The sequence below is a fragment of the Nitratireductor aestuarii genome (genome assembly GCF_014641695.1).
Taxonomy (GTDB): domain Bacteria; phylum Pseudomonadota; class Alphaproteobacteria; order Rhizobiales; family Rhizobiaceae; genus Chelativorans; species Chelativorans aestuarii.
The window spans coordinates 247,543-272,637 of the sequence record NZ_BMIF01000007.1; the positions used below are offsets into that span (position 1 = coordinate 247,543).

At 60.2% G+C, this 25,095-nt stretch carries 26 protein-coding genes and 1 tRNA gene; 13 read left to right on the plus strand and 14 right to left on the minus strand.

Annotated elements, in window-relative coordinates; all coding sequences use genetic code 11:
- Positions 1–15: 15 nt before the first annotated feature.
- Complete coding sequence (locus tag IEX27_RS13115; protein WP_188721504.1) at positions 16–1,104, minus strand: DUF2333 family protein; 1,089 nt, start codon at positions 1,102–1,104, stop codon at positions 16–18.
- Between the two features lie 306 nt (positions 1,105–1,410).
- Between IEX27_RS13115 and IEX27_RS13120 the strand changes: the two genes are divergently transcribed.
- From IEX27_RS13120 to IEX27_RS13135, 4 genes are all read left to right on the plus strand, one after another.
- Positions 1,411–2,358, plus strand: coding sequence for a choline ABC transporter substrate-binding protein (locus tag IEX27_RS13120; RefSeq protein WP_188721505.1), 948 nt, complete (start codon positions 1,411–1,413; stop codon positions 2,356–2,358).
- A gap of 254 nt (positions 2,359–2,612) precedes the next feature.
- Positions 2,613–3,470, plus strand: coding sequence for a choline ABC transporter permease subunit (choW, locus tag IEX27_RS13125; protein WP_188721506.1), 858 nt, complete (start codon positions 2,613–2,615; stop codon positions 3,468–3,470).
- Positions 3,467–4,675, plus strand: coding sequence for a choline ABC transporter ATP-binding protein (gene choV / locus IEX27_RS13130; protein WP_188721507.1), 1,209 nt, complete (start codon positions 3,467–3,469; stop codon positions 4,673–4,675). The genes choW and choV overlap by 4 nt, the downstream gene beginning before the upstream one ends.
- 5 nt (positions 4,676–4,680) lie before the next feature.
- Entirely contained in the window at positions 4,681–5,484 is an 804-nt protein-coding gene (locus tag IEX27_RS13135) for a TrmH family RNA methyltransferase (protein ID WP_188721508.1), read from the plus strand.
- Positions 5,485–5,496: 12 nt separating this feature from the next.
- Here the strand turns inward: IEX27_RS13135 and IEX27_RS13140 are convergent, their stop codons facing one another.
- Together IEX27_RS13140 and IEX27_RS13145 are read right to left on the minus strand one after the other, a co-directional pair.
- Complete coding sequence (locus IEX27_RS13140; RefSeq protein ID WP_188721509.1) at positions 5,497–6,675, minus strand: coiled-coil domain-containing protein; 1,179 nt, start codon at positions 6,673–6,675, stop codon at positions 5,497–5,499.
- Positions 6,676–6,853: 178 nt separating this feature from the next.
- Positions 6,854–7,387: a DUF1134 domain-containing protein gene (locus IEX27_RS13145; protein WP_244630364.1), complete on the minus strand. Its 534-nt coding sequence runs from the start codon at positions 7,385–7,387 to the stop codon at positions 6,854–6,856.
- Between the two features lie 405 nt (positions 7,388–7,792).
- On the opposite strand from IEX27_RS13145, the gene chpT reads away from it, so the two are divergent.
- The gene (gene chpT, locus IEX27_RS13150; protein WP_188721511.1) at positions 7,793–8,422 is read left to right on the plus strand and encodes a histidine phosphotransferase ChpT; all 630 of its coding nucleotides are present in this window, start codon (positions 7,793–7,795) and stop codon (positions 8,420–8,422) included.
- A gap of 45 nt (positions 8,423–8,467) precedes the next feature.
- Here the strand turns inward: chpT and IEX27_RS13155 are convergent, their stop codons facing one another.
- The 3 genes from IEX27_RS13155 to IEX27_RS13165 are packed head-to-tail and all read right to left on the minus strand — an operon-like array spanning position 8,468 to position 10,910.
- Positions 8,468–8,998, minus strand: coding sequence for a flavin reductase family protein (locus IEX27_RS13155; protein WP_210315535.1), 531 nt, complete (start codon positions 8,996–8,998; stop codon positions 8,468–8,470).
- Positions 8,999–9,003: 5 nt separating this feature from the next.
- Positions 9,004–10,362, minus strand: coding sequence for an LLM class flavin-dependent oxidoreductase (locus IEX27_RS13160; protein WP_188721512.1), 1,359 nt, complete (start codon positions 10,360–10,362; stop codon positions 9,004–9,006).
- Between the two features lie 20 nt (positions 10,363–10,382).
- Positions 10,383–10,910: a VOC family protein gene (locus IEX27_RS13165; RefSeq protein WP_188721513.1), complete on the minus strand. Its 528-nt coding sequence runs from the start codon at positions 10,908–10,910 to the stop codon at positions 10,383–10,385.
- A 102-nt stretch (positions 10,911–11,012) separates the two neighbouring features.
- Here IEX27_RS13165 and IEX27_RS13170 point away from each other — a divergent pair, with 102 nt between their 5' ends.
- Both IEX27_RS13170 and IEX27_RS13175 read left to right on the plus strand, forming a co-directional pair.
- A complete protein-coding gene (locus tag IEX27_RS13170; protein ID WP_188721514.1) occupies positions 11,013–11,888 on the plus strand; it encodes a LysR family transcriptional regulator in 876 nt (291 codons plus the stop codon).
- Between the two features lie 123 nt (positions 11,889–12,011).
- Entirely contained in the window at positions 12,012–12,389 is a 378-nt protein-coding gene (locus IEX27_RS13175) for a response regulator (RefSeq protein WP_188721515.1), read from the plus strand.
- A 140-nt stretch (positions 12,390–12,529) separates the two neighbouring features.
- Here IEX27_RS13175 and ctrA read toward each other — a convergent pair whose 3' ends face one another.
- The gene (gene ctrA / locus IEX27_RS13180; RefSeq protein WP_188721516.1) at positions 12,530–13,225 is read right to left on the minus strand and encodes a response regulator transcription factor CtrA; all 696 of its coding nucleotides are present in this window, start codon (positions 13,223–13,225) and stop codon (positions 12,530–12,532) included.
- Positions 13,226–13,657: 432 nt separating this feature from the next.
- Here ctrA and IEX27_RS13185 point away from each other — a divergent pair, with 432 nt between their 5' ends.
- The 3 genes from IEX27_RS13185 to IEX27_RS13195 all read left to right on the plus strand — a co-directional run bounded on the left by IEX27_RS13185 (position 13,658) and on the right by IEX27_RS13195 (position 14,834).
- Positions 13,658–14,035, plus strand: coding sequence for a flagellar export protein FliJ (locus IEX27_RS13185; RefSeq protein ID WP_188721517.1), 378 nt, complete (start codon positions 13,658–13,660; stop codon positions 14,033–14,035).
- A gap of 239 nt (positions 14,036–14,274) precedes the next feature.
- Entirely contained in the window at positions 14,275–14,556 is a 282-nt protein-coding gene (locus tag IEX27_RS13190; protein WP_188721518.1) for a hypothetical protein, read from the plus strand.
- Positions 14,553–14,834, plus strand: coding sequence for a hypothetical protein (locus tag IEX27_RS13195; RefSeq protein WP_188721519.1), 282 nt, complete (start codon positions 14,553–14,555; stop codon positions 14,832–14,834). Before IEX27_RS13190 ends, IEX27_RS13195 begins: the two co-directional genes overlap by 4 nt.
- 207 nt (positions 14,835–15,041) lie before the next feature.
- Here IEX27_RS13195 and sciP read toward each other — a convergent pair whose 3' ends face one another.
- The gene (gene sciP, locus IEX27_RS13200; protein ID WP_188721520.1) at positions 15,042–15,317 is read right to left on the minus strand and encodes a CtrA inhibitor SciP; all 276 of its coding nucleotides are present in this window, start codon (positions 15,315–15,317) and stop codon (positions 15,042–15,044) included.
- Between the two features lie 258 nt (positions 15,318–15,575).
- Between sciP and mnmA the strand changes: the two genes are divergently transcribed.
- Entirely contained in the window at positions 15,576–16,766 is a 1,191-nt protein-coding gene (gene mnmA / locus IEX27_RS13205) for a tRNA 2-thiouridine(34) synthase MnmA (protein WP_188721521.1), read from the plus strand.
- Positions 16,767–16,831: 65 nt separating this feature from the next.
- Here the strand turns inward: mnmA and IEX27_RS13210 are convergent, their stop codons facing one another.
- From IEX27_RS13210 to IEX27_RS13220, 3 genes are all read right to left on the minus strand, one after another.
- The gene (locus tag IEX27_RS13210) at positions 16,832–17,875 is read right to left on the minus strand and encodes a Gfo/Idh/MocA family protein (protein WP_188721522.1); all 1,044 of its coding nucleotides are present in this window, start codon (positions 17,873–17,875) and stop codon (positions 16,832–16,834) included.
- A gap of 14 nt (positions 17,876–17,889) precedes the next feature.
- Positions 17,890–18,675 carry a ThuA domain-containing protein gene (locus IEX27_RS13215; RefSeq protein WP_188721523.1) on the minus strand — a complete coding sequence of 262 codons (786 nt, stop codon included), beginning with the start codon at positions 18,673–18,675 and terminating at the stop codon, positions 17,890–17,892.
- Between the two features lie 257 nt (positions 18,676–18,932).
- Complete coding sequence (locus IEX27_RS13220; RefSeq protein WP_188721524.1) at positions 18,933–19,931, minus strand: Gfo/Idh/MocA family protein; 999 nt, start codon at positions 19,929–19,931, stop codon at positions 18,933–18,935.
- Positions 19,932–20,277: 346 nt separating this feature from the next.
- Here IEX27_RS13220 and IEX27_RS13225 point away from each other — a divergent pair, with 346 nt between their 5' ends.
- Entirely contained in the window at positions 20,278–21,036 is a 759-nt protein-coding gene (locus IEX27_RS13225; protein ID WP_188721525.1) for a MipA/OmpV family protein, read from the plus strand.
- A gap of 223 nt (positions 21,037–21,259) precedes the next feature.
- Positions 21,260–21,336 (plus strand) — tRNA-Met (locus tag IEX27_RS13230).
- 131 nt (positions 21,337–21,467) lie between these two features.
- Here IEX27_RS13230 and IEX27_RS13235 read toward each other — a convergent pair.
- The 3 genes from IEX27_RS13235 to IEX27_RS13245 all read right to left on the minus strand — a co-directional run.
- On the minus strand, positions 21,468–22,838 hold the full coding sequence (locus IEX27_RS13235) for an O-antigen ligase family protein (protein ID WP_188721526.1): 1,371 nt from the start codon (positions 22,836–22,838) through the stop codon (positions 21,468–21,470).
- Positions 22,822–24,063 carry a tetratricopeptide repeat protein gene (locus IEX27_RS13240; protein WP_188721527.1) on the minus strand — a complete coding sequence of 414 codons (1,242 nt, stop codon included), beginning with the start codon at positions 24,061–24,063 and terminating at the stop codon, positions 22,822–22,824. Before IEX27_RS13240 ends, IEX27_RS13235 begins: the two co-directional genes overlap by 17 nt.
- On the minus strand, positions 23,969–25,095 hold a 1,127-nt coding region (locus tag IEX27_RS13245), incomplete at its 5' end, for a tyrosine-protein kinase domain-containing protein (protein WP_188721528.1). The genes IEX27_RS13240 and IEX27_RS13245, both read right to left, overlap by 95 nt.

Sequence of the window (25,095 nt, forward strand, 5' to 3'; positions counted from 1 at the left end):
CGCGCTTACTCTCCGTTAGCGATCAAGAACCTGCCGCAGCTCGACCAGATTGGACCGAGCGCGCAGGATGTAGAAACCCATCGTGGCCAGGTGGGTCGGCATGATCCAGCCGGCTTCCCTGCCATTGGAAATCATGAAGGGGGTGATGTTCAGTGCCGAACGGAACTGCTGTTCCGTATCCATCCAGAGTGCATGGAGCGAACGCTGGGCAATCACATCGCGGAAATCCGCGCGGGCTGCATTGAGCAGGCCGTAATAGCCGTAGAGCTGGCCGTAGGCGAACCAGAAGCGGTCGTCGGCGCGGAAGTCGAACCAGCCGCCGTTGTGGTTTTCGGAGCGCTCGCGCAGGATGGCCGAGGTGGAACCAATGTCACCCGCAATACGATCGAGGAACTGCATGAGGTTGTCTGCGCGGCTGTCGAAGACGGCATCACAGCGCTCAAGGCGGGCGTTGAAGCTGCGCAGCGACTGGGCGGCGGTGCGGTAGAAAGAAGGCGTCGGGGTCTTCGGTCCGAACGGGTTCAGGCCGAAATACCACGCGTCTTCACTGAACTGGATGTTTTCGCGCGCCTTCTGGAGATCGCCGTCAATCTGTGACGTGCCGCGCACGCGACCAAGCGCATCCACCAGCTCCACCGCGGTGCGGCGGACGGTCTGGTTCACGCCGCGCTGGAATGAGGCCTTGTTGTCGAAGAAGGGCGTGCTGTCCCAATCAATTCCAAAGAAGCCGAGCTTGTAGAACAGCATGGAGGAGATCCACGCGTTCTGGTCGACGTTGAAGTCGATCAGATCGGCCGTCACCTGGGCAATCGCGGAGGGGCTGCAGGTTTCAGCCGCGTTTTCACCCGTATTGGCGAGGCGGGCGCCTGCCGACGTGTCGCGCTTGTCGAACTCGTAGGCAGCCACATAGTCGGGATTAAAGCCGGACCAGATCTGCGTCTGCACCATGAAATAGATGTTCAAGCCGACGAACAGAACAAAGGCCAACCCGACCGAAATGCGCAGGATCCAGCCGCGCCGCGTGTACCAGCGACCGATGGCGGCGAAAGGCGCTACAATCCAGGAGAAAAGACGGGAAAAGAAATTACCGATCGCTCTGAACAACTACGCCTCCTGCGGCGACACGAGGCTTGCAGCCTCTTCCATTGAGCGTGTTCTGGCGAACACCGTCGGAATTGACATAAGCGTTTTGCATCTGAGGAACAACTGGGCTTGCCGTGCCTTTGTTTTTCAGGCCTTGGGAATATCCGTAGAGGACCGCGGGAGACGACGTTCCTTTTCCATCGGAAACGGATTTTTTCGGGGCAAAGCTCATTGGGCCTTAATTGCTGGGAGCAACCGCAAATTGATGCTTGCGCAGACCTATCAGCACAAAGGATAATTCCACCAACATTATAGCAGGAGATCATCATGTTCGGTAACAGGAGTTTGGGCGCCACACTTGGTCTGGTTCTGGCACTTGGCTCCGGATCTGCGTTTGCTGCAGACCCCGCGGAATGCCGGACGGTGACGTTCTCCGATGTGGGCTGGACCGACATCACCGCCACGACTGCGACGGCGACTGTCATCCTCAAGGCGCTGGGTTACGAGCCAGAGGTGCAGATGCTGTCGGTTCCGGTCACCTATGCCTCGCTCGACAAGAAGGACATCGACGTTTTCCTCGGCAACTGGATGCCGACCATGGAGGCAGACATCGCGCCCTATCGCGAAAAGGGCACGGTCGAGACGCTGGTGACCAACCTGGAAGGCGCGAAATACACCCTCGCAGTGCCGCAATATACCTATGACGAAGGCCTCAAGACCTTTGACGACATCGTCAAGTTCCAGGACCAGCTGAAGGCCGAGATCTATGGCATCGAGCCGGGCAATGACGGTAACCGGCTGATCCTCGACATGATCGCCAACAACACGTACGGCCTCGGCGAGTTCGAGGTGGTGGAAAGCTCTGAGGCCGGCATGCTGGCGCAGGTGGCCCGCGCCGTGCAGCGCAAGGAGCACATCGTGTTCCTCGGCTGGGAGCCGCACCCGATGAACGCCAGGTTCGACATGGTCTATCTCGACGGCGGTGACGATGTGTTCGGCCCCAACTACGGCGGCGCAACAGTGTTGACGAACGTCTGGAAGGGCTATGCCGAGCAGTGCCCGAACGTAGGCCAATTCCTCAAGAACCTCGTGTTCACGCTCGACATGGAAAACGAGATCATGGGCGCCATCCTCGATGACGGTGCAGACCCGCAGGAAGCTGCATCGGCCTGGCTGACGCGGAACCCTGATGCGCTCGAGCCATGGCTTGCAGGCGTTACCACGTTCGACGGCGGGGATGCCCCGGCAGCCGTCAAGCAGGCTCTGGGACTCTAAGCCTGCGTAAGTCTGCAACGCGGTTTCGTCGAGACGGGACCGCGTTCCACAGGCGCATCAAATCGCCGCTGGACTTTCCAAGCGGTACAAAAATGATCTAATCCATAGTTCCCAAGCAATCCGGTTTTCACTTTACGGGAATTGCTCTAGCCTTGATCATCGCACTTCCAGATGGAAAGTGGTTCCCATTTTTCCTGGATTTGCTTTGAGATAAACGAGGCATTCTCAGAATGCCTGGAGGATCCGCACCGCTTATGGACGACCCGATAACTGCCTGGATCTCCGCCTGGAAAATACCTCTTGGTCGCTGGGGCCGGCAATTTTTCGAATTTCTGACCGCGAACTTTGCCTGGTTCTTTGACAATCTCGCCCTCCTGTTGAGCAATTTCCTCAACGGGATGGTCGAGCTGTTGCTGGCAATTCCCGCGTCAATTCTCGTCCTGGTTCTGGCGGCGCTTGCCTATGCGCTGCAGCGCTCCTGGCGGATCACCATCGGCACGCTGCTCGGCCTCGCCTTCATCATCAATCAGGGACTGTGGCGGGAAGCGGTCGAAACGCTGGTGCTGGTCGTCTCCGCCACCGCCGCCTCCATGGCCATCGGTGTGCCGATCGGCATCTGGGCCGCACATAACGAGCGCGTTTACGGTTTCATCCGGCCGGTTCTCGACCTGATGCAGACGCTGCCCACCTTCGTCTATCTGATCCCCGTGCTGATCCTCTTCGGCCTGGGTGCCGCACCCGGATTGATCGTGACGGTGATCTTCGCGGCTCCGGCGCCGATCCGGCTCACCTATCTCGGCATCAAATCCGTGCCCGTGCCGCTGCGGGAAGCGGGCCTCGCCTTTGGCGCGACCAAACTGCAGCTCCTGCGCAAGGTGGAACTGCCGGCCGCCCTGCCCTCTATCATGGCCGGCATGACCCAGTGCATCATGCTCTCGCTCTCCATGGTTGTCATCGCAGCTCTGATCGGCGCCAATGGCCTCGGCAAACCGGTGGTGCGGGCGCTCAACAGCGTCAATATTCCGCTTGGTATCGAATCGGGCCTCGCAATCGTCGTGCTTGCGATCATCCTCGACCGCATCACCCGTCTCGGCCGGGAGCTGCCCAAATGAAGGCAGCAATCGAATTCCGCAATGTCGACATCATGTTCGGCACCGAGAAAGAGCGCGCGGCGGCAATGCCGTTGCTCAAGGCCGGCGCGAACCGGGAGGAAGTGGTCGACAAGACCGGCGCTGTGATCGGCTGTGCGGGCATCAATCTCAGCGTCCGCCATGGCGAAATCTCCGTCCTGATGGGTCTGTCCGGCTCGGGCAAATCGACGCTTCTGCGCTCCGTCAACGGTTTGAACAGCATCCAGAGCGGCGATGTCTTTGTCGAGGTCAATGGCAAGGCCACGTCAGTACGAACTGCCTCCGACGCGGAGCTGCGCCAGCTGCGGCGCGAGGGCGTGGCCATGGTGTTCCAGCAGTTCGCGCTGCTGCCCTGGCGCACGGTCGCCGACAATGTGGGCTTCGGCCTGGAGCTCTCGGGCATGTCAGCTCCGGAACGCCGCGAACGCGTCATGAAACAGCTGAAGCTCGTGCATCTGGAAGACTGGGCCGACCGCTATGCGCACGAACTCTCTGGCGGCATGCAGCAGCGCGTCGGGCTCGCCCGGGCGCTGGCGACTGAAGCGCCGATCCTTCTGATGGACGAGCCCTTCTCGGCGCTCGATCCGCTGATCCGCGCCAAGTTGCAGGACGAGCTGCTGCAGCTTCAGTCCCGGCTCAAGAAGACGATCCTGTTCGTCAGCCATGACCTCGAAGAGGCGCTGAAGATCGGCAACCGGATCTCCATCATGCAGGGCGGGCGCATCGTTCAAAGCGGCAAGCCCGAAGACATCGTGCTATCGCCCGCCAATGAATACGTCCGCGAGTTCGTCTCGCACGTGAACCCACTCTCTGTGCTCACCGCCGGGAACGTGATGCGCGACGTGCGGGAGCTCGAATCTGCCGGTGAAGGTTGGGTATGGCTCGACAGGCGGAGAACAACGCGCTTCCTCCTCGACCGGAACATGCTCGTCGTGGGTGCGGAGTCCCATGGAGAACCGGCCGACTGGATTTCGTGCGAGGACAAGAGCATCATGCACGAAGAACGCAACATCGTGTACTGGGCGCAGGCGACTACGCCGCTCAAGACAGTGATGCATGCGATCCATCATTCGCAAACCGCTCCCGTGGCAGTGTTTGACGAAGCCTCGCGCTTCCTGGGCTCGATCGGCGTGCGCGATACGCTCAGGGCCGTCATGCGCGACCGCGGAACCATGCTTGAGGACTGACAGTCTTGAACCGGGACTATATCCTGATCGAAGATCCCGAAGATCCCCGGATCGCCGCGTATCGCGACATCCGGGAACGGGATCTTGTCGGTCGCGAAGGCAAGTTCGTCGCGGAAGGCAAGACCGTCCTCAACGTGCTCTTTGCCAATGCCCGCATGGAGGCCGAATCCGTCTTTCTGCGCGAGAATCGCGTCGACGGGATGACGGAGTTGCTGGCGAAGATCCCCGCTGATGTTCCGATCTATGTCGGCTCCGGTGCGGTGATGGACCAGATCGCCGGGTTCCACATGCATCGCGGCGTGCTGGCGATCGGACGACGGGTGGATAGCCCGAGCGTCGAAGAGCTTCTCGATTCGCTGCCGGATGAGGCGCTGGTGGTGGCGCTTGCGGGTATCGCCAACCATGACAACATGGGCTCGATCTTCCGCAATGCGGCTGCCTTTGGCGTCGATGCTATCGTCATGGACCAGGGGTCGTGCGATCCGCTTTACCGCAAGGCCATTCGCGTGTCGGTCGGTGCTGCGCTGAAAGTGCCTTTCGCGCGCGAAGGCAGTGCGGAAGCCATCGTCGATGCCCTGATGGCCAGAGGTTTCGACGTGCTCGCCATGAGTCCGCAGGGTGCGCTCGACATGGCGGACGTGAAGCCCGGCAACCGCACAGCCCTGCTGCTCGGCGCAGAAGGACCGGGCCTGCCCCCTCACCTCATGGAACGGCTCACGACCGTGCGGATTTCCATGCGCACGGACTTTGACAGCCTCAACGTGGCGGCAGCGTCGGCCATCGCGCTGCACAGGCTCTGGCGCGGCTGATCTTTGCTATAGTCAGGAGGCGTTGCGGAGCTTCTGTACCCGGTTAGCCAGGCTTTCGGGACGGGCCTCAAAATCGAGGCCAGGCACTTCACGAACCGGCTCGGAGAGCACCTTGTTGATTTCGGAGCCCTGGCCTTCACGCTCCGCAACCATCTGGACCATTTCCGCTGCGATCGCTGAAATCTCGTCGCGTAGCTGCTCGATGCGTTCGGCCTCATGTTCCTTGCGGTGCCGCTTGCGATGGGCTTCATTGAGGTCGGCGACCCGCTGCTGCAACTGAGCCATATCTTCAGACTGCATGGCATCATCCGTTTCTTGAGAGAGGTTTTCAGAAACGCCGTTGTACCGGTTTGACGCAATTTGCTGCGGAACCCCGAGATCCTGGGGCACTGCCTGAGGCGCTGGTTCCTCAACGGAAGACAGCTCATAGGGAATGACCACGCCATACTCGGCCAGCTCTTTCTGCTGACGTTCGAGAATCTGGTCGCGGGTGGAAATGTCTCGCACCAACCGGTCTACCCTTGCCTGGAGGTCGGCGACATGCGCCTTCTCGATTTGCAGGGCATTTTCCAGTGTGACCTTTTCCGCCTGGGCTTCGCGCGCCAGGCGGTCGGCTTCGCGGCGCTGCGTGCGCAGCAGGCCGATGGTGTTGTTGAGTTTGTCGATCTCTGTCTCGCGGGCGACCAGGTCAATCTTCAGCGTGCTCGACATCATGTTGAGCTCATCATTCTGACGGCTCAGCTTCTGCACCTTGTTCGTCTCGTCCGCGAGTTTGCGGGCAAGCTCTTCAAGCTGGGTGGTGTATCCCGCCACTTCCGCTTCATCTGCGGCAAGCTTTATCTCCAATGACCGCTTCGTACCCTCGACCTCTTCGATCTCGTGATGGAGAGACGTAGTGTCCCCTTCCAGATCCCGAATGCGGTCGCGCAGGACATTGATCAGAATAGTGTCTGAGGCCAACTTCTTGCGCAGGCTGTCGGCTTTGACCTCCAGCCGGCGGATCGCCATCGCACTGTGCGCACGGATCGCGTCGATCTCGCCTTCGAGTTCCTCGCGGGTAAGCGGAAGGGCTGCCTCGATGCGCTTGCGCTCAAGATGCTCCGCCCGCCGCCAAAGCGAAGGCGCCAGCGCGATGGCGAGCGCCAAGGCGGCCAGAAAGCCCAACGCGGAGAAAAGCAAACCCTCAATCACGAGATGACCTTCCTAGATGGCATGGGCAGAGATGATCAGGGCCCGCGAGGGCCCGGGTCTCCCCGAGCGAACGCGTCTATTCTGCATGATGGGGCTGTTACAATCCAGCGCCAGAAGCCAGCATAACATGTATTATTAAGTGTATGTCGGCCAGGACACACCCCCGAAGGGCGGATGATCAGAAAGGATTCCAGGTTGGTGAGGGCGTCACCTTCAGATAGCCCATGTTGACGCCCAGACGCGCGCCGACGCCCGTGCGGATCGGGACGATCAGAACATCATTGTTGCCCATTACGTTGAAGCCGAGTCCGGCAACCACATAGGCCGATCCCGCAACGCCCGCGAAGCGACGGTAGACGTCGTTCACCGTGTTCAGGTTGTAGACGAGGATCATCACCTTGGAGCCGCTCGCACCAAAGTCCCAACCGAAGGAAGGGCCCTGCCAGTAGATGGTGTGGTCGCCCGCGTTCTTGGTGAAGAGCGTTCCCTCGCCATAGGTCAGGCCGCCGATGATGGCGCCGGAACCTTCCTGTCCAAGCACGTAGCCGTTCGGCTGACCGTAGGAGGAGAAGATGTTCTCGATCCCGGTCGCGAGCCCCTTGGACGCCGTGCCAAAGAAATTGCTGCCGGCATCGACAATCTCGTTCATCGTGTAGCCGCTGCTCTGCTGCGCGTGCGCAGCCGGTGCGGACAGCATCACCGCCCCCAGCATGGCGAATGCGAGCGCCTTCAGGCTGCGGCGCCTTGCCTCCTGGAACGTCCCTCTGGACCTGTCGCGGTCGCATCTGTCCTGGACTTGCTTCAGGCAATCCTTGGCAGCGCGGAAAAGACTCACAAGCATTCGTTCACTCCATGTCGACCTGCACGGAAATTCCCCGTGAAAACGATCGCCCCTGTGCGGCAAATCCCTTACAAACAGGGTTAAGGGATGATTGCAGCGTAATGCGCAATCCTTTTTCAACCATTAAAGCCCGAAACTCGGATGGCAGAAAAACTTGCCTGGAGTGGGGCTCGGTTGCCGCTCGCGCCGCAATGTGCGAGCACTTCCTGCACTCAATGGCAGTGATTCGCGGACAGCAATTCCGGTCCGCAGACAGAACCAAGGGGACGGCCCTGTATGACTGATATCTTCTCGCTCAGCGCCCTTGATCTAGGAGCCCTGCTGTGCAGCCGCGTTTGCCACGACATCATCTCGCCGGTGGGCGCGATCAATAACGGCCTTGAGCTGCTCGACGAGGGGGGTGCCGACGAGGACGCGATGCAGCTCATCCGCGCCAGCGCGCGCAACGCCTCGGCACGGCTGCAGTTTGCCCGCATCGCATTCGGCGCTGCCGGCTCCGCTGGCATGCAGATCGACACGGGCGATGCACAGGCCGTCGCCACCTCCTACATCAACAATGAAAAGCCTGAGCTGGAGTGGCTCGGCGAGCGCGAGCTTCTGCCCAAGAACAAGGTCAAGCTGCTGCTCAACCTGCTTCTGGTCGCCAATGCCACCATCCCGCGTGGCGGCAAGCTCACCGTGAAACTGGAAGACCTCAGGACTTCGCCGCGCTTCACGCTGATCGGTCACGGACCGATGGTGCGCGTGCCGGCTAAGTTCCTCGAGCTTCATTCGGGCCGCACTCTTGAAGAACCAATCGACGCTCATAGCGTCCAGTTCTACTACACGCTGCTTCTGGCTCGGGAAGCGGGCATGACCATCGCTTTACATGCCTCGCCGGAAGAGATCGTCATCAACGCCGCGTAGGCCGGCCATACTGTCCGGAGCCACTGTTCCGGACAGATCCCGTTGCTAACCTCGCACCTGGTGGAAACCCCGGGCGAAGTGCACCATGGCCTCGCGTTCGCCGGCATGGCGGACGCCCTCTATTACTCCCGTCAGAATGATGTGATCGCCGCCAGGATAGTTGTGGGCGGCGCGGCATTCAAACGTCGCCAGCGCATCTTCGAGCACCGGTATCCCCTTTGCGGTTCGCCCGAGCTTCAGGCCCGCAAACTTGTCGATCCCGCTGGTGGCGAAGCGGATGGCAACGTCGTTGTGCGAAGGGCGCAAAACTGAGGCCGCGAAAAACTCCGCCTCCAGAAACGCCTCGCGGCACTGCGCCTTCTGGTGGAGGCAGACGAGAATCATGGGCGGATCGAGCGACAGCGGCACAAAGGTGCTGGCCGTGAAACCGTGAGCGACGCCTTCCCTGTCGACGGTCGTGACAATGACCACGCCACTTGGAAACAGCGAGAAGCCCTGTTTTACGGTTGCCTCGTCGGGTGGGAGCATTTCCGGCGTCCCTTCGGCAACCGAGCCGAACTGTTGATCGTGATACATGAGCCTCACCGCCCGATTGTTGCTGCAGGATGCGGCGCGGAAAGCCGGGGGCCATTCCCCGTCAGCTTGTCGCGCAGGGTGCCTTCGCGATATTCCGTCTTGTAGAGCCCACACTCCTGAAGCGCCGGGATCACCAGATCGATGAAGTCCTTCAAGCTGTCAGGCATGATCAGGCGGGCGACGTTGAAGCCAGCAATGCCGGTCTTCTCCATCCAGTCCGCAAGCTCATCGACCACCTGCTCGACACTGCCAACGATCAGCAGATTGCGCGCCGACAGTGCCATCTCCTCGGCGATCTTGCGCGGCGTGTAGCCGCCTTCGCCATTGCGCGTCAGCATTGCCATGGCCGTACGGTTGGCGTCGTTCTCCTCGTAGCGGATCGGCTCATCGAGCGGATACTTTGACAGGTCAACGCCAAGACCGCCGGCGGCATGGGCGAGCACCGCTTCAGGATCCGCATAACGGCGGTATTCCTCAAGCTTCTCCCGGGCCTCCGCCTCGGTGCGGCCGACAATGATGGTGGCGCCAGCCAGCACCTTGATATCGGTAGGTGAGCGCCCGACTTCGGCAGCCCGCCTGCGAAGATCCGCAACGTTGCCGGCGACGACCGACTTGGAGACGCCGTTCACGAAGACGCATTCAGCATTGGCGGCCGCGAACTCCTTGCCGCGCCCGGACGACCCGGCCTGCAGCAGGAAAGGCGTGCGCTGCGGCGACGGAATGCAAGGGTGCACAGCCTCGAGGCGATAGTACTTGCCCTCGTGGCGGATGACGTGAACCTTGTCGGGGTCGGCGTACCTACCGTGCTCACGATCAACAAGGACTGCGCCCTCCTCCCACGAAGTTTCCCAGAGCTTGTACATAAGCTCCATGAACTCGTCGGCTATGTCATAGCGCTCGTCGTGGGGTACCAACGCCTGGCGTCCCATGGCGCGCGCGCCGCTCTGCAGGATACCGGTGACGATGTTCCAGCCAATGCGACCGCCGGTCATGTGGTCCAACGTCGACATGCGCCGTGCGAAAAGATAGGGCGGTTCGTAGACCAGGTTGCCGGTGATGCCGAAGCCCAGATGCTTCGTTGCTGCAGCCATGGCGCCGATGACAACGGATGGGTCGTTCATCGGAATCTGAACACCGCCCTTCACCGATGCAGCCGCCGAGCCGCCATAGACGTCGTAGACGCCGATGTTGTCGGCGATGAACAGCATGTCGAACAGACCACGCTCCAAGAGGCGCGCGTATTCGATCCAATAGTCCAGCGTGTTCAGTTCAGTCGAACGGTCGGCCGGGTGCGTCCACACGCCTTGCGCAAGAAAGCCCACACAGGACATGTCGAGCGCGCTCAGGATCATCTGCTTTTTCATCTTGTTTCCTCCCCGGTGGGTCAAGCCCAATCGGTCACGATTTTCTGCTGGCCGTCCCAGCGCATTCCTGCTTCGGCAACCTGTTGCTGGAATGCCCTGCGCTCTGGCGTGCGTTCAGTGATTTCAAGGATTTCGCCGAGTGCGGGATGATCGAGGTAGACGAAGCGTCCGCGTGTCGTGCGTCCGTCCTGATAGACCCGGTAACCGCGCTCAAGCGCCTCGTTCAGCGTCGCGGTATAGTCGTCCGGCCAATGACACCAGTGATGGAAGCTATGGAGCTCAAAAGGCTGCTGTAACGCATCGCGCCACATGGAGGGCTCGTCGTTGTCGAGCTGCATAAGCTCGAATTCCATACCGCGCGCATAGGCGAAAGCAGTTGTGAGCCGGACCTTGCTCGGCGCTCCGCGGTAGTAGCATTCAGCAAAGCTGCCGCCTTCAATCATGAACCAGGGACCGACGCCCAGGTTGGTGACGAAATGGTCGATGGACGCGCGGATATCCCGTGTCATGAAAGCCGTCTGCGTGATCGTGCCTAGAGATAGGGGCATCCAGAACTCCTCCTGAAACTTGTCCGAGGATGCAAAGAAGGCTTGCAAAAAGCCAATATAAAAAGCTCAACTATCGATCTCGAAACGAGATTGGGTTGCACGATGAACTTCCGAAAGGTGCGCTATTTCCTGGCTGTGGCGGAGCACAGGAACTTCCGCAAGGCGGCGGAGGCATTGCATGTGGCGCAGTCCGCGCTCTCGAAGCACGTAATGGAGATCGAAGCGCAACTCGGCGTGCGGCTGCTGGATCGCAAGCCAACGGGCGTCAGCCTAACCCAGGCGGGTGAAGTCTATGCCAGCGAGGCGAGGCGCGCGCTGGAAACAATCGAACGGGCGGGCCTGCAGGCCAAGCGGGCGGCCAAGGGCGAGATGGGGCGTCTCTCCATCGCCATGAATGATCTTGCCGCGCGCAATGTTGAAATAGCCAAACGAATCGCAGCCTTTTCCGAGGCTTACCCGGAGATCCAGCTGGAATTTTCCTCCATGATCTCCATGGACCAGCTCAATGCGCTGAAATCAAACAAGATCGACGCGGGCATCCTGCTCGAGGGCCCACTCGATGATTCGCTCGACCGCCTCCACCTCGCCACCGATCCGTTCTGTCTCGCACTTCCCCGCGAGCATCCACTGGCCGCGCTTGAAGAAATTCCGGTGGAAGCTCTTACGTCAGAGCGGTTCGTTTCCGTCTCGATGAGCACCTATTGGCTGCCGCAGACGAGGCTCCTCGCACGCTGCAAGGATCTCGGGTTCACTCCGAGAATCGTTCAGGAGGCGAGCAATGACTACATGCAGATCAGCTTCATTGCCGCCGGCATGGGTATTGGATTCATCAATGCTTCGAGCGCGCAGCAGACCTCCCCGCACGTTATTCTTCGGCCAGTCGCAAATCTCAATGTAGCGCTGGATGTCGAGCTCGTCTGGTCGAGGACCAACGCGCAACCGGCGCTGCGACAACTCGTTGGCTTCATGCGCAAGTGAGACCATGCATGATCGTTATCGGCGAGACGATTGCATTGTGTAACAGGCTGTTATTGTATAGCAACACCGGCGAAGTATGATGCCTCTCCCTTGGGGAGAGCAAAAATTTGGCGTGGGGGTTTGATGAGGCGCTGCCTGGTCATCGATGATTCGCAGGTGGTTCGCAAAGTAGCGAGGCGCATCCTGACGGATGCGGGGTTCCTGGTCGGCGAGGCGGTAACGGGAGCCGAAGGTTTGGCAATCTGCAGCCAGGAAATGCCCGAGATCATCATCGTAGACAGCCTCCTGCCCGATGCGGATTCCATCGACCTCATCTCAAAGCTCAACTCACTCAACCCCGAGAAGCCGCCGTTCATCATCTACTGCACGCATGAGCTCAAGGTTGCCCAGATCATGCGGGCCAAGCGCGCCGGCGCCAAGGGCCACATGCTCAAGCCGTTTGTCCGCCAGCAGGTGCTCGACTGCTTCCGCAGCTTCGACGAACTGGTCGAGGCCTCCTGAACCAGCTACAGCGACATAAGGAGCGGATTTTCGGTCCGCGACTCTAACCTCGAATGCAAAAACCCGGCATCACGCCGGGTTTTGATTGAGCACCATGATTCGACGGCCGGCGCTGTCTCCGCGACCGGCCTGCTTCAAAGTTACGCGCTTTCGCGCAGATCCTCGGGCTCACGCAGCACGTAACCGCGGCCCCAGACCGTCTCGATGAAGTTCTGACCGCCCGACGCAGTGTCCAGCTTCTTGCGAAGCTTACAGATAAATACGTCGATGATCTTCAATTCCGGCTCATCCATGCCACCATAGAGATGGTTGAGGAACATTTCCTTGGTGAGCGTCGTGCCCTTGCGGAGCGAAAGCAGCTCCAGCATCTGGTATTCCTTGCCCGTGAGATGCACGCGCTGACCGGCGACTTCGACGGTCTTGGTGTCCAGGTTGACGATCAGATCGCCCGTGTGGATAACCGACTGCGCATGACCTTTCGAGCGACGAACGATGGCGTGGATACGCGCAATCAGTTCGTCCTTGTGGAAGGGCTTGGTCATGTAGTCATCAGCGCCGAAGCCGAGACCGCGAACCTTGTCCTCAATTCCAGCCATGCCGGAGAGAATGAGGATCGGCGTCTTGACCTTGGACAGGCGAAGCGTACGCAACACCTCGTAGCCCGACATATCCGGGAGGTTCAGATCAAGGAGGATGATATCATAATCATACAACTTGCCGAGATCGACACCCTCTTCACCCAGATCAGTCGTATAGACATTAAAGCTCTCCGACTTCAGCATCAGCTCGATGCTTTGTGCCGTCGCGCTATCATCTTCAATCAGCAGAACACGCATATCATTCCCCTTTTCGCCGCCGAATGGGGCTGGCAGTCCACCGGCACCCGAGCAATAACCGCCTGAATCAGAGGCTGCCAGTTAATGGTTAACAAAACCTGATTCGCCCTTGCAAGTGGTCATTCACTTTAATTCTTCCGGCACATGGTTGAATCCTAATACCGAAATCATCGCAGCAAGGTTACGGTCCGCCTGGCCACCGGTCCGGATCCGGAGCGTCCCTCTCCGTATCCACAGTTTCCAAACTTCCTTTACCGCCCCTTAAGCGATCGTCCTTATGATTAACGATGCCCGTAAACGAATGGTTACCAAGGACCCAATTCCTTAGGATTTTGTTTGCCAACAATAACCAATCGGAAAGACGGGCGGGGCAACATTTAAGAATGAACAGGCCGGCGGGGTGCCATCGGGCCGGGGTTCGGGAGTTAGTGGATGAAGACGTCGCGTGAGAATCTAGTTAGGCTGAAGCTATTCAATGTTAATCACAAGCGCAGGCGCGTCGCCCAGCTTGACGGAATGATCGCGGAATTCGAGCGTATGGCTACAGAGTTGGATGCTCAGATCATCTCAGAGGAAACCAAGGCCGGCATCACGGATCAATCGCATTTCGCGTATCCGACCTTCGCCAAGGCAGCTCGCTTACGGCGTGATAACCTCCGCACCTCCCAGATGGAGTTGATGCAGGAGCGCGATCAGGCTGTGGCAGAACTCGCCATTATGGAAGACGAACTGAAGAAGGCCGAGGCCCTCGAGATGCGCGACGGCCGCACCCGTGGCAACGAACCGACCACTCGCGTTGCCGCGGGGTAAGGCAACCCCGAGCAGCACGGGTGGCCTTGATGGTCCACGTGCTTTCTAACTGAAATCGTCGGTGGGACTTACGGGGGGCTCTGCCCCCCTTAACTTTTGCAATAACCGCAACTGGTTCCTCCAAGCGTTGAATCCCACAACAAACCTACTCCACCTCGACAACCTCGGCACTGAAAGCTCGTAGCTTTACTGTCCCTCGGAGGGGCGACTATTCTGTAGCCGTAGGGGTGGGGGTCGAGATGGCAATCGAAGAACAACTACAGGATCAGGCGCGCAAACTTGCTCTTGAGGAAGACTTGGCGCGTGAGAAGGAAAAACTGCGCGCAACAGCTTGGATGAACCTGGCGGTCGCCATGGTTACGGTTGGGATCTTCACGCCGGGAATCACTCTGGTCCTTGGCATGACTGCGGCCACCTTACCAACCTCCGAAGTGGCCTCGGTGATGGCAGGATGTGCAATCTTCGGCCTTTACCTATATAGTAGGGCTCTGGAGGCACTCAACAGAGGCCATGAGCGATGATCGACCTCACCACCTTTAGCCCTACAACCCTGCTGATGCTGGGTAGCATGGCCGTTGTGGCGACCGGCATAGGCATTATCGACTTCCAGGCCAAGCGCGCTCACAGGAGGCTCCGTGCACGCCGGTCCGAGCTGGAGCAAAAACTCGCCGCAGCCGACATCAGGGCGACCAATTCGGACTGGGAGGAATTCGCGCGCGCCTTGAAAGAGGCGTTGGCGGCCGGAGATCCTCGAAGAAAGTCGGAGAAGCTCGGCGCTAACCATCGAGGTCAACGGTGAGGGCCCCTCTCCTGCCTGAGAAATATTGTCTGGGATACTGGCCCCGAAAAGTCGGCAGTTCAATGAAAACTGCCCGGCGCGTTGACACCGGGCAGTTTGATTTTAGTGCTCTTTCACAATGGAGGCTCGTTGAACTTCCATGTGTCGGGAACAGGCAAGGATGAACCCTTGTCCACCCGCCCCTCCGGGTTGCCCCATCAGGTCAGGTCAGTGGCGGTATTGCTGGATACGCGTGGTGCGCAGCCCCTGAAGTCCGTAGCCATCAATCGATTCCTGCCAGGACAGGAACTCCTCCACTGTAAGGCGGTAGCGCGTGCACGCTTCCTCCAGGCTCAACAGACCACCGCGAACGGCGGCCACAACTTCCGCCTTGCGGCGGATAACCCAACGACGCGTGTTGGATGGTGGCAAGTCAGCAACCGTCAACGGGCTGCCGTCTGGACCAATTACATACTTCACACGCGGACGTACCAGATCGGTCATCGTACTCTCTACACTGAACCAAGACCTGAGTAGGACCCTACAGTAAGTGCTTTAAAAATTGCCTAAGCAGCTGGTAATCTTGCAGTAATAGAAATGAATCCCTGTTAGGGATTGGAAGCCGACTAATTTTTTGTCCTTGAATTGCTGTTTCGGAGCACGGAATCCGGCGATTCAGGGATGCGCAAAGGTGATCGCGCAGATCTTGACCTTCCCGCTCAAGGTTGCCATTTAGCGGGGTAACAGAACGGATACATGATCATGAACAGCCTTGACCTTCCAGGACGTCCGGAGGACACGCGCGTCGTCGTCGCGATGTCTGGCGGCGTAGACTCGTCCGTTGTCGCGGGGATTCTCGCGCGAGAAGGGTACGAGGTCGTTGGCGTTACGCTCCAGCTTTACGATCATGGCGCTGCCGCCCACCGCCCCGGCTCCTGCTGCGCCGGCCAGGACATCGACGATGCACGGCGGGTCGCCGAGACCCTCGGCATCGCTCATTACGTGCTGGATTATGAAGCGCGCTTCCGTGAGGCCGTGATTGATCCGTTCGCGCAGAGCTACGTGGCCGGCGAAACGCCTATCCCGTGTGTTTCCTGTAACCAGACGGTTAAGTTCCACGATCTCCTGGAGACGGCGCGGGAGCTCGGCGCAGATGCGCTGGCGACAGGTCATTACATCCGCTCCAAGGCGAATGGCGCCCACCGGGCCCTCTACCGTCCGGTCGATGCTGACCGCGACCAGAGCTACTTCCTGTTCGCCACGACGCAGGAGCAGATCGACTATCTGCGCTTCCCGCTCGGCGGCCTTTCGAAGCCTGAAGTGCGCGCCATTGCCGAAGAGATGGGCCTTTCCGTTGCGACCAAGCAGGATAGCCAGGACATCTGCTTCGTGCCGCAGGGCCGTTACTCGGACGTCATCGCCAAGCTGATGCCGAATGCGGCGAACCCCGGCGAGATCGTCCATATTGACGGCCGGGTGCTGGGCCAGCATCAGGGCATCCTGAATTACACCATCGGCCAGCGCCGCGGCATCGGCGTTGCCGCCGGCGAACCGCTCTACGTGGTGCATCTTGATCGCGACCGTTCGCGAGTCGTCGTCGGTCCGCGCGAGGCACTGGAAACGCGTCGCCTCTATCTGCGGCAGATGAACTGGCTCGGTGACGGCGCCATCGATTCGCTGCCCGCCGACGGCATGGAAGTTTACGCCAAGGTGCGCTCGACGCGCCCACCCATGACGGCCACCCTGTTCCATCGTGACGGCGCGACCTATGTCGACCTGCATGAAGGCGAAGCCGGTGTGGCTCCCGGTCAGGCCTGCGTGCTCTTCTCCGATGACAGCAACGAGGCCCGCGTCTTCGGCGGCGGCTTCATCGAGCGCTCGGAACGACGCGCCGATGCCGAAGCACAGCTGAAGAAGCTGCTCGAGTCATCGAACCTGGCAGCTCGCGCGTAACAACTCAGCATCCTTCAAGAACTATGGGCCCTCGCCTATACGCGAGGGCTTTTTAGCGTTGAGGCTTAGACTGTCTGCGGCTCGCGCTTTTCTTCGCTCTCGCTGGCGAGATCCAGAACCCGCTGCAGCTCGGCCGCATGGCGGAAGCTCGGCTCCGTCTGCATGTTCAGGCGGATTGCATTGACGAAGCGCTCGTAGTTCGTCGCCACAGGCAGGACTTCGACCGTGCGCCAGGTGCCCGTCTCAACATCGTCATCCAGACAGACGCGTAGGTGCGAATCGAGGTGCGTGTGCTGCACTTCAATGCCGCCCTTGTCGCCATAGACGCGCAGGCGCAGTTCGTTGATGTGCCCGGTCGCCCAGCGGCTCGCATGGATCACGCCCAGCGCACCACTGCTGAACGACGCTGTCATGACGAAGCTGTCGTTGGCGTCGAGGTGATACTCGCCGATCTGGTCGCCCTCGGCCTTTGGGAAGGTGCGCAGGCGGCAGGTCATGTCCTCGATGCTGGTCGCAGCACCAAAGGCCACGAAGTCGAGGATGTGGATACCGACATCGCCCAACACGCCATTGGAGCCATGGCCCTTCGACAGACGCCAGAGCCATTGCTGACCCGTGCGCCAGTCACCCCAGGCCTTGGAGACCAGCCAACTCTGCAGATAGGAAGCCTCGATGTGCTTCACCGTTCCGATTTGGCCGGCCTGGACGAGTTCGCGCGCAGCATGGATCTGGGCCACGTTGCGGTAGCTCAAGTTCACCATCGCCACCACACCCATCTTCACGGCTGCTTCTGCCATGGTGAGCGCGTCGGCATAGTTGGTGGCCAATGGCTTCTCGCACATCACATGCTTGCCGGCGGCAAGGCAGGCCATGGTGGTGGCATAGTGGGCGGCGTCGGGCGTGACATTGCTGACGGCCTCGAAGTCGCCCCAAGCCAGGGCTTCTTCAATGGTGCTGAAGGCGCGGCCGATGCCGTGGGCCTCGCAGAAGGTGGCGAGACGAACGGGGTCGGTGTCCACCGCCCCCACGAGATGTACGCCAGGAAGAGACGCAAAGCGGACGGCATGCTGGTTCGCCATCTTGCCGGTGCCTAGAATGAGCAGGCGCATGATGAGGATCTTTCCTACTTGTAGCCTTCTTCGCCGGGCTTGTGCAGTTTCGGTCCGCGTTCAACGATCGGCTCGATCGCCTGATCGACCGGCACGTTTGGCGCCTTGTGAATGCTCGTCAAAGCAGGCCCCGAAGGCCGTGCCCAGCGGACAGCGTTGCGCAGCACCAGACCGACATTGCTGTCGTGATAGGTCGGATAGGTCTCGTGGCCCGGACGGAAATAGAAGATGTTGCCGGCGCCACGGCGATAGGTGAGACCGGAGCGGAACACTTCACCACCCTGGAACCATGAGATGAAAACCGTCTCAAGAGGTTCCGGCACGGAGAAGGGTTCGCCGTACATCTCTTCATTCTCAAGCTCGAAATATTCGGGCAGACCCGCAGCGATCGGGTGCCGCGGATTGACCACCCAGAGCCGCTCGCGCTCGCCCGCCTCGCGCCACTTCAGCGCGCAGGGCGTGCCCATCAGGCGCTTGAAGATTTTGGAGAAATGCGCCGAATGCAGGAGGATGAGGCCCATGCCTTCGAACACGCGGGCCGCGATGCGCTCGACAATAGCGTCGTCCACCGCGCGGTGTGCCTTGTGGCCCCACCAGACAAGCACATCGGTACGCGCCAGGACCTCTTCGGTCAGGCCATGTTCCGGGTCCTGAAGCACGACGGTGGAAACATCGATATCGCCATCGGCGGCTATCGCCTGGGCGATCGTGGTGTGCATTCCCTGAGGATAAAGCGAGCGGACGATTTCGTTTTCCTGCTCGTGTACGTTCTCACCCCAGACCAAGGCTCTGATATTCATTGAAAGGGCTCTTTCCCAATGCCTGGTTACGACAGCATAAGCGCTGTTCTTCTGAAATTTCCCTTAACGGTGGCATTTGACCTGAAAATGGCGCTGCTAGGCCCGAAATTCGCAGAACTCCCCCACGCATATAGCGAAGCGTCGACGCGCATCTACCGGCCGCCTGCACAACCGCTCTTCAGTCTAAAGAGATGAGATAGGGATTGGGTTCCAGAAATACGAACAGGGCGGAGCCTCGGGGCTCCGCCTCATTGCAATCAGCCGGCGCGGGCGACACCTGGCGTTGAGCTATCCCCAGCCGGTCGCTCATGCTTCACCGTACCTTCGGTGAGGATACGCAGAACCTCGATGGCCTCGGCGCCGTTGGTGCGTGGTTCAGCGCGCGTGTTGATGCAGTCAATATAATGCTGCAACTCACGCGTCAGAGGCATCGCCTCCTGTACAGCCACATAGGTGGGCTCTTCGGCGGTAAACGCCCACTGCCCGCTGTCGCGCCACACGGCATGACGATAAACGGCAAGCTTGCGTTCCCACGGCTCGGCATCATCGAACACGGCCATGGCCTTGTTGCCGACGACGGTCAGGCGCCTCTCGCGATACGGATTAAGACGCGAAGTGAAGAGATGGCTGCGAACACCATTGGCGAAGCGCATATGGACGTGCGCGAAATCACTGAGGTTATCCAGCAGGGCCGCGCCCTCGCCTCGGACTTCGACCGGAGCTTCGCCGGTGATCGCCAGGATCATGGAGAGATCGTGGGGTGCGAGATCCCAGAGCGCGTCGCTTTCGGTATGGAACTTGCCGAGCCCGAGGCGGTGAGAGTGGATGTACTTCACCTCGCCGAGCTCGCCCTCATCAATCAGCTGCTTCAGCTTCTCGAACGCAGGGTGGAAGCGCAGCACGTGGCCCACCATGAAGACACGTCCAGCTTCACGGGCAGCATTCACGGCGCGCTCCGCATCCTTGACGGTGAGTGCGATGGGCTTTTCAACCAGCACGTCCTTGCCTGCGCGGACGGCGCGGATCGCCAATTCAGCGTGGAACTGCGGTGGAAGCGCTATGACAAGCGCGTCGATGTCGGGATCATCAAACAGGTTGTCGGGGTCGATCGCACGGCAGCCCTGCTCGATGGCAAAGCCCTCGGCTCGCGGTCGGTTGGCATCCGATACAGCACTCAGTGCACCCAGCGATTTGAGTGTTCGGATATGGTTGGAACCCCAATACCCGCACCCAAGGACAGCAATCCGCGGCTTCATTCGTTCATCGCACTTTACAATTTCCGCGAGACATATTCCTGCTCGCTTTTCAACTCAAGCCCGCCCGAGGATAAAGTTTTGTAATGGTATTTATCCTCAGGCATAGCCAGCGACTCGCATTCTATCCTCGTTCCGCAGCTCTCTGGTACTCTGAACAGAAGGCCATAAGGTGACGGTCGGGTGCTGAGAAACAGACATTTACGCTCTGTTAGCCCTGTTTCCCCTTTCAGCGAACGGAAAGCTTTCGATAACAATTAGCTTATGCGAAACACATGAATGATTAGTTGTAGTTGTGGGTACCACAGTGACACATAGATTCGGACTCGGAGTAATCGCAGCGAGCGCAATGCTCGCTCTCGCTTCACCTTCACAGGCGCAGAGCTTCTATTCCGGCGACTGGAGCCTCACGATTGGCGCGGCCGGAATGCTGGTTCCGCAGTATGAAGGCGACGACACCTATCATTTCGTCGCCCAGCCCCTCATTTCGTTCGGCCGCCAGGGAACGCAGCAGCGCTTCACCTCGCGCAATGACAATATCTCCATCGGTCTCGTCGACACGGGAACGTTCCGCATCGGACCGACGGGCAAGCTTGTCTTCGGACGTGACGGTGGCGACTCAGAGGATCTCATTGGCCTCAACCCAGTGCGCTTCGGAGTTGAGATCGGCGGCTTCGCGGAGGTCTATCCGACCGACTGGATGCGTGTTCGTGGCGAGGTTCGCCGCGGCATCCGCGCCCACGACGGAATGGTGGCCGATCTCGCGCTCGACGCCTTTACCGATATCGCGCCTGACGTGCAGGTTTCGGCTGGTCCGCGCCTTAGCTGGGCGAACGACCACTATTTCGATGCCTATTACGGAGTCTCTCCCGAGGAGTCGATTGCATCGGGCATTACCCCCTACAACCCCGGCAGCGGCTTGAAATCCATCGGCATCGGCGGCGCGATCAAGTGGGACGTCACCGACACCATCCAGACGAGCGTCTTTGCCGAGTACAGCCGCCTTTCCGGCCCGGCTGCCGACTCAACGCTGGTACGTGAACGCGGCAGCAAGAACCAGTTCCTGTTCGGCCTGTCGGCCACCTACCGGTTCGACTTCTCTCTCTAAGTCGAGGCAACTCGGTAACGGTTCTGGAGCGGTTCCGCCTTGCGGCGGGGCCGCTCTTTTCGTTTGTGCTGGAAAGGCTGACCTTATCATCTGTGACGGGTTGGCGCATCCTGGGGCGCTTGTGAAAAACTCGGCGGATTAGCGAATTATCGTGCTTGACACTGTGCAAGGGTCGCTCTTATATCCGCGCAACCTCACGGTTCTGCTTCGCAGGGCCGACCGGGGCGGAGTAGCTCAGTTGGTTAGAGCAGCGGAATCATAATCCGCGTGTCGGGGGTTCAAGTCCCTCCTCCGCTACCATTTAGCTCCCATGGTTCGCATTCAAAGAAGAACTACAGTCAGCGTTTTCGCGCGCAGAATCACTCGCGCACGCGTCTGTCCTCGCGCACCGCAGTACTGAATCCGTCCTAGGAGTTGAGCAGCTTCCGCCCCTACACCCTCCGTCGCCGCGCGTGCCTCCCCTGCACGACGGCGGGGACGCTCGTGTCATTCGGCTCGTCGGTGATTGCGAGATGGCGGATCTGGCTGCCGTCGCGCAGTTCGATGATGCCCTTGATGTTGCGGCGGAGTGGCTTCAGATCGCGGCTGAAGAGCACCGCGTTGAAGTAGACGAAGGCCACGGCTACCGCCATGGTTCGCAGCGGATAGTCGACCACACAGTGGATCAGGACAAACAGGATGGCCAGGAACGCAGCCTTCTGGAAGTGGCTGTGCCGCACCTGCATCAGCTGCGACAGGAGAAGAACGCCGTAGACGCCGAGCAGCAGGGCTGCGAACAGGCCACCCTCGAAGATCACTTCCAGGAAGTCGTTGTGGGCGTGGTTGACGTAGTAACTCCGCACCAGGCCCGGATCTTCATAGATCTGGTAGGCCAAGGGGAAGTTGCCGTAGCCGATGCCGAAAAACCAGTTGTCCCTGATGGCCGTGAGGGTGGTGCTGGCAAAGGCCGCGCGGTTGGCGTCGGCAAGATCCCGCTCCTCGAAGAGCGCCATCGTGCCCAGTGCGTAGACGCCAAGGACTGCCGCCACCACCACCACGCCCCAGATACTCAGACGTGACCGTGAGGCGAGGAAAGCTACGGAGGTGACGAGGGCCGCAAGGCCGAGCAATACGCCTGCCCGCGACCCCGCCGCCAGAAGCACAAGCAGAAAGAGCAGGATGGCGATCGCCGACCAGAGCCGCGATCCCTTGAAGGTCAGCAGGTATAGGAGGAACGGCAACGTCGTATAAAGCAGCGACGCGAAGTGGTTGCGATTGGCGAAGAAGCCCGCCCTGATCGTGAAGGGCAGGAGGTCACTGATCGCCACGTTGCTTGAGGCCGAATACTGGATCAGCGCCGCGATGCCGTTGCAGCCGACGCCTATCAACAGGAAGGGCAGAAGAGCGTGAAGCTGCTCGCCAGGAAGCCGCAGCAGGGCCAGGAAGAGGATGACGAGGACGGCGACATAGAGGAACGTCTCAAGCGTGCGTCCGAGCCCCAGACTGATGAACTCCGGCCCTGCCCCTCCCAGCTCCTGCCGCCCGCTGAGCAGCAGAGAATCGCGGAAGAGGCTTAAAAGTCCCGATGGCAGCGGCACGAGTTGCAACAACAGCACGGCAAGGAGGGCGCCGCAGAACCACAGGACCCTGCCATCGATCTCCTCCCCTTCCCCTGAGGCCAGAATGGGCGTGGCGCAGAGCAGGATCAGGATCTGCAGGACGGTGTCGGTCCACAGCCCTGTGGCCGCCCCGCCGCCAAGCAGCCCCGATGCGATGAGGGCTGTCCCGAGGGCATATTTTCGGAAATCAGCCGTCCGTCGCATGAGGCTCTGCTCTTTCTATCCTGACGAAATGGAAACGAACGTTTCCGGAATAGCGGTTCTGCCAGCTTTCCGCGATCACGTCCGTGGCAAGCTCGATACGCTGGAGGGCACATGGGCCTGTGTCGAAGGTAAGCTCCAGCTCACGTTCCTTGTAGCTGCCTTCAGGGATGCGCAGGCGCGCCAGTTCCTTGCCATTTTCAGCGCATCTGACCCGCCAGAAGAGCGTACGCGGCGCGCGCAGACCGGAAGCATCCGCCTCGGCGAACAGGCGGTACTTGCCTTGCGGCAACACCAGCGACTGATTCAGGACGAGGTCCTTGGCGGGCGCGTCGAGGAACCGGACAGCCGCACCGTGCGAGCTCGGGTCAGCGGAGAAACGAATCTCTGCGGCGCGGGTGTTGCGGCGCTGCCAGGAGAACGGCGGGGCATCCAGGGCATCGGCCTGAAAGACACTGTTGTGGACGAAGCCTGAGAGATGACGCTCTTCTTCGGGAACGGTGAAGCGGAAGAGGCGGTAGCCTTCATCATAGCGCTTGGCCGACATGAAAGCGCGGACCGCGGCGCTGATCTCATTGCGCGTGGGAGGCTCAGGCGTCGCAGCCAGATCCATCAGGACGCGGTAAGCAAAGTCGAGCCCTTCAGGCTGGCGGGTCAAACCCGACACGAGGCCCCAGCGCCAGGGAGCGCCAGCCTTCATCGCGGCAAGGATCGTCTGGTAGGCGTCCTCCTGAGAGAGGAGCGCCGGGAGGACTGGCATCACCACGTTGAGTCGGTCTGGCCAGCGCCGCAGCAACAAGTCCAGCCGCTCGACAGCGGAGGCGTAATCGCCCCTCTCGATCGCGGCTGCGATCAGGTGCTGCAGCGCCAGGATCTCGGTATGGGAGATGCGGTTTGCCTGCAGGAACAGCCGCTCAGCTTCGTCGCCATTCCCTGCTCGCCGCTCGAGTTCGGCGGCAAGGCTGTGAAGGCGTGCGTCTGCCGGGCTGAATGCCAGCCCGGTGCGTGTCAGCTCGCGTTGTTGTTCGAGGGATGAAGAAGGCTGGCTCGCGTTCAGTTCCGCGACCAGCCAGGCAACCCGCGCGTCAGTGTTGAGCGGGTTGAGCCGAAGGGCGGCTTCAGGGGCCTCTGCCTCAATTGACCGGCTTAAGCCGGTCACCGAGACGAGCAGCAGCGTTGCGGATGCTGCGAGCCATACGATCCACGACGGTCCCGGTCTTTTGCTCATCCGTCTTTCGGTCCCCACCCTTTGCCTCAAGCTTCGGAAGCTCGCCGCCATACTGGTAGTAGTAATAGTTCATGTACTTGTAGGCATAGTTGTAGTCGAACTTGCCCACCGCAAAGCGCGATAGCGCCGCACCGATCACATTGGCTCCCGCCGAACGCAGGCGCTTCAAGGCTGCCTTGGCCGACTTGCGCGACACGTTGTTGGCCGAGACCAGAAGCAGCGTACTGTGGGCGATGCGGCTCAGGATCGGCGCATCGGAAAGGCCGATCACCGGCGGGCTGTCGATGATGATGAGATCGAAGCGCGCCGACATGTACTGGACCAGCAGCGCCATCTTGGTCGATGACAGAAGATCGGCCGGGTTGGGCGGCAGCGTGCCCGATGTGATCACCCAGACGTTGTCTTCCTTCGTCTTCTTGATCGTACCAGGCAGGTCGTCGCGACCGACCGAATTGGTCAGAAGATTGCTCAGGCCCAGCGTGTTGTCGACGCCGAACTGGCGGTGCATGGTCGGCTTGCGCATGTCAGCGTCCACCACCAGCACCTTGGTGCCGAGCGCGCCGAAGTCGGTGGCGAGTTTCCTGACCGTCGTCGACTTGGCTTCATTGGGCTCGGAGCTTGAGACCATCAGCGTCTTCGGCAGGCCTTCGGTGCCGGAGAACTGGATCGAGGTTCGAAGGCTGCGATAGGCTTCAGACAGGCCGGACTTCGGATCGGTCAGGCTTGTCCCCAGGTCCTCCTCCTCGATCTTCGGCAGGATGCCAAGGACCGGAATGCCCAGTTCCCGCTCCACCTGGTCCGGATTGACGAAGGTGTTGTTCATCAGTTCCAGCAGGTAGATGATCGCTGCTCCAAGGCCCGCAAAGGCCACCAGCGCAATCGCCAGGTTGATCGACAGGCGTGGCGAGACGGGCGAGCCAGACAGGACGGCCGGATCGACGATGGAGGCGTTTTCCGACTTCAGTTCCGATCCGACGCCGAGCTCGTTCAGCTTGGCGATCAGTGAATCGTACTGGGAGCGGTTGGAGTCCA

Excerpts from the sequence above, each read along its gene's own strand:
- IEX27_RS13120 (WP_188721505.1), top strand. The coding sequence starts at position 1,411 with ATGTTCGGTAACAGGAGTTTGGGCGCCACACTTGGTCTGGTTCTGGCA.
- choW (WP_188721506.1), top strand. The coding sequence starts at position 2,613 with ATGGACGACCCGATAACTGCCTGGATCTCCGCCTGGAAAATACCTCTT.
- choV (WP_188721507.1), top strand. The coding sequence starts at position 3,467 with ATGAAGGCAGCAATCGAATTCCGCAATGTCGACATCATGTTCGGCACC.
- IEX27_RS13145 (WP_244630364.1), bottom strand. The coding sequence starts at position 7,387 with ATGCTGGGGGCGGTGATGCTGTCCGCACCGGCTGCGCACGCGCAGCAG.
- chpT (WP_188721511.1), top strand. The coding sequence starts at position 7,793 with ATGACTGATATCTTCTCGCTCAGCGCCCTTGATCTAGGAGCCCTGCTG.
- IEX27_RS13155 (WP_210315535.1), bottom strand. The coding sequence starts at position 8,998 with ATGTATCACGATCAACAGTTCGGCTCGGTTGCCGAAGGGACGCCGGAA.
- IEX27_RS13160 (WP_188721512.1), bottom strand. The coding sequence starts at position 10,362 with ATGAAAAAGCAGATGATCCTGAGCGCGCTCGACATGTCCTGTGTGGGC.
- IEX27_RS13165 (WP_188721513.1), bottom strand. The coding sequence starts at position 10,910 with ATGCCCCTATCTCTAGGCACGATCACGCAGACGGCTTTCATGACACGG.
- IEX27_RS13170 (WP_188721514.1), top strand. The coding sequence starts at position 11,013 with ATGAACTTCCGAAAGGTGCGCTATTTCCTGGCTGTGGCGGAGCACAGG.
- IEX27_RS13175 (WP_188721515.1), top strand. The coding sequence starts at position 12,012 with ATGAGGCGCTGCCTGGTCATCGATGATTCGCAGGTGGTTCGCAAAGTA.
- ctrA (WP_188721516.1), bottom strand. The coding sequence starts at position 13,225 with ATGCGTGTTCTGCTGATTGAAGATGATAGCGCGACGGCACAAAGCATC.
- IEX27_RS13185 (WP_188721517.1), top strand. The coding sequence starts at position 13,658 with ATGAAGACGTCGCGTGAGAATCTAGTTAGGCTGAAGCTATTCAATGTT.
- IEX27_RS13190 (WP_188721518.1), top strand. The coding sequence starts at position 14,275 with ATGGCAATCGAAGAACAACTACAGGATCAGGCGCGCAAACTTGCTCTT.
- IEX27_RS13195 (WP_188721519.1), top strand. The coding sequence starts at position 14,553 with ATGATCGACCTCACCACCTTTAGCCCTACAACCCTGCTGATGCTGGGT.
- sciP (WP_188721520.1), bottom strand. The coding sequence starts at position 15,317 with ATGACCGATCTGGTACGTCCGCGTGTGAAGTATGTAATTGGTCCAGAC.
- mnmA (WP_188721521.1), top strand. The coding sequence starts at position 15,576 with ATGAACAGCCTTGACCTTCCAGGACGTCCGGAGGACACGCGCGTCGTC.
- IEX27_RS13210 (WP_188721522.1), bottom strand. The coding sequence starts at position 17,875 with ATGCGCCTGCTCATTCTAGGCACCGGCAAGATGGCGAACCAGCATGCC.
- IEX27_RS13215 (WP_188721523.1), bottom strand. The coding sequence starts at position 18,675 with ATGAATATCAGAGCCTTGGTCTGGGGTGAGAACGTACACGAGCAGGAA.
- IEX27_RS13220 (WP_188721524.1), bottom strand. The coding sequence starts at position 19,931 with ATGAAGCCGCGGATTGCTGTCCTTGGGTGCGGGTATTGGGGTTCCAAC.
- IEX27_RS13225 (WP_188721525.1), top strand. The coding sequence starts at position 20,278 with ATGCTCGCTCTCGCTTCACCTTCACAGGCGCAGAGCTTCTATTCCGGC.
- IEX27_RS13235 (WP_188721526.1), bottom strand. The coding sequence starts at position 22,838 with ATGCGACGGACGGCTGATTTCCGAAAATATGCCCTCGGGACAGCCCTC.
- IEX27_RS13240 (WP_188721527.1), bottom strand. The coding sequence starts at position 24,063 with ATGAGCAAAAGACCGGGACCGTCGTGGATCGTATGGCTCGCAGCATCC.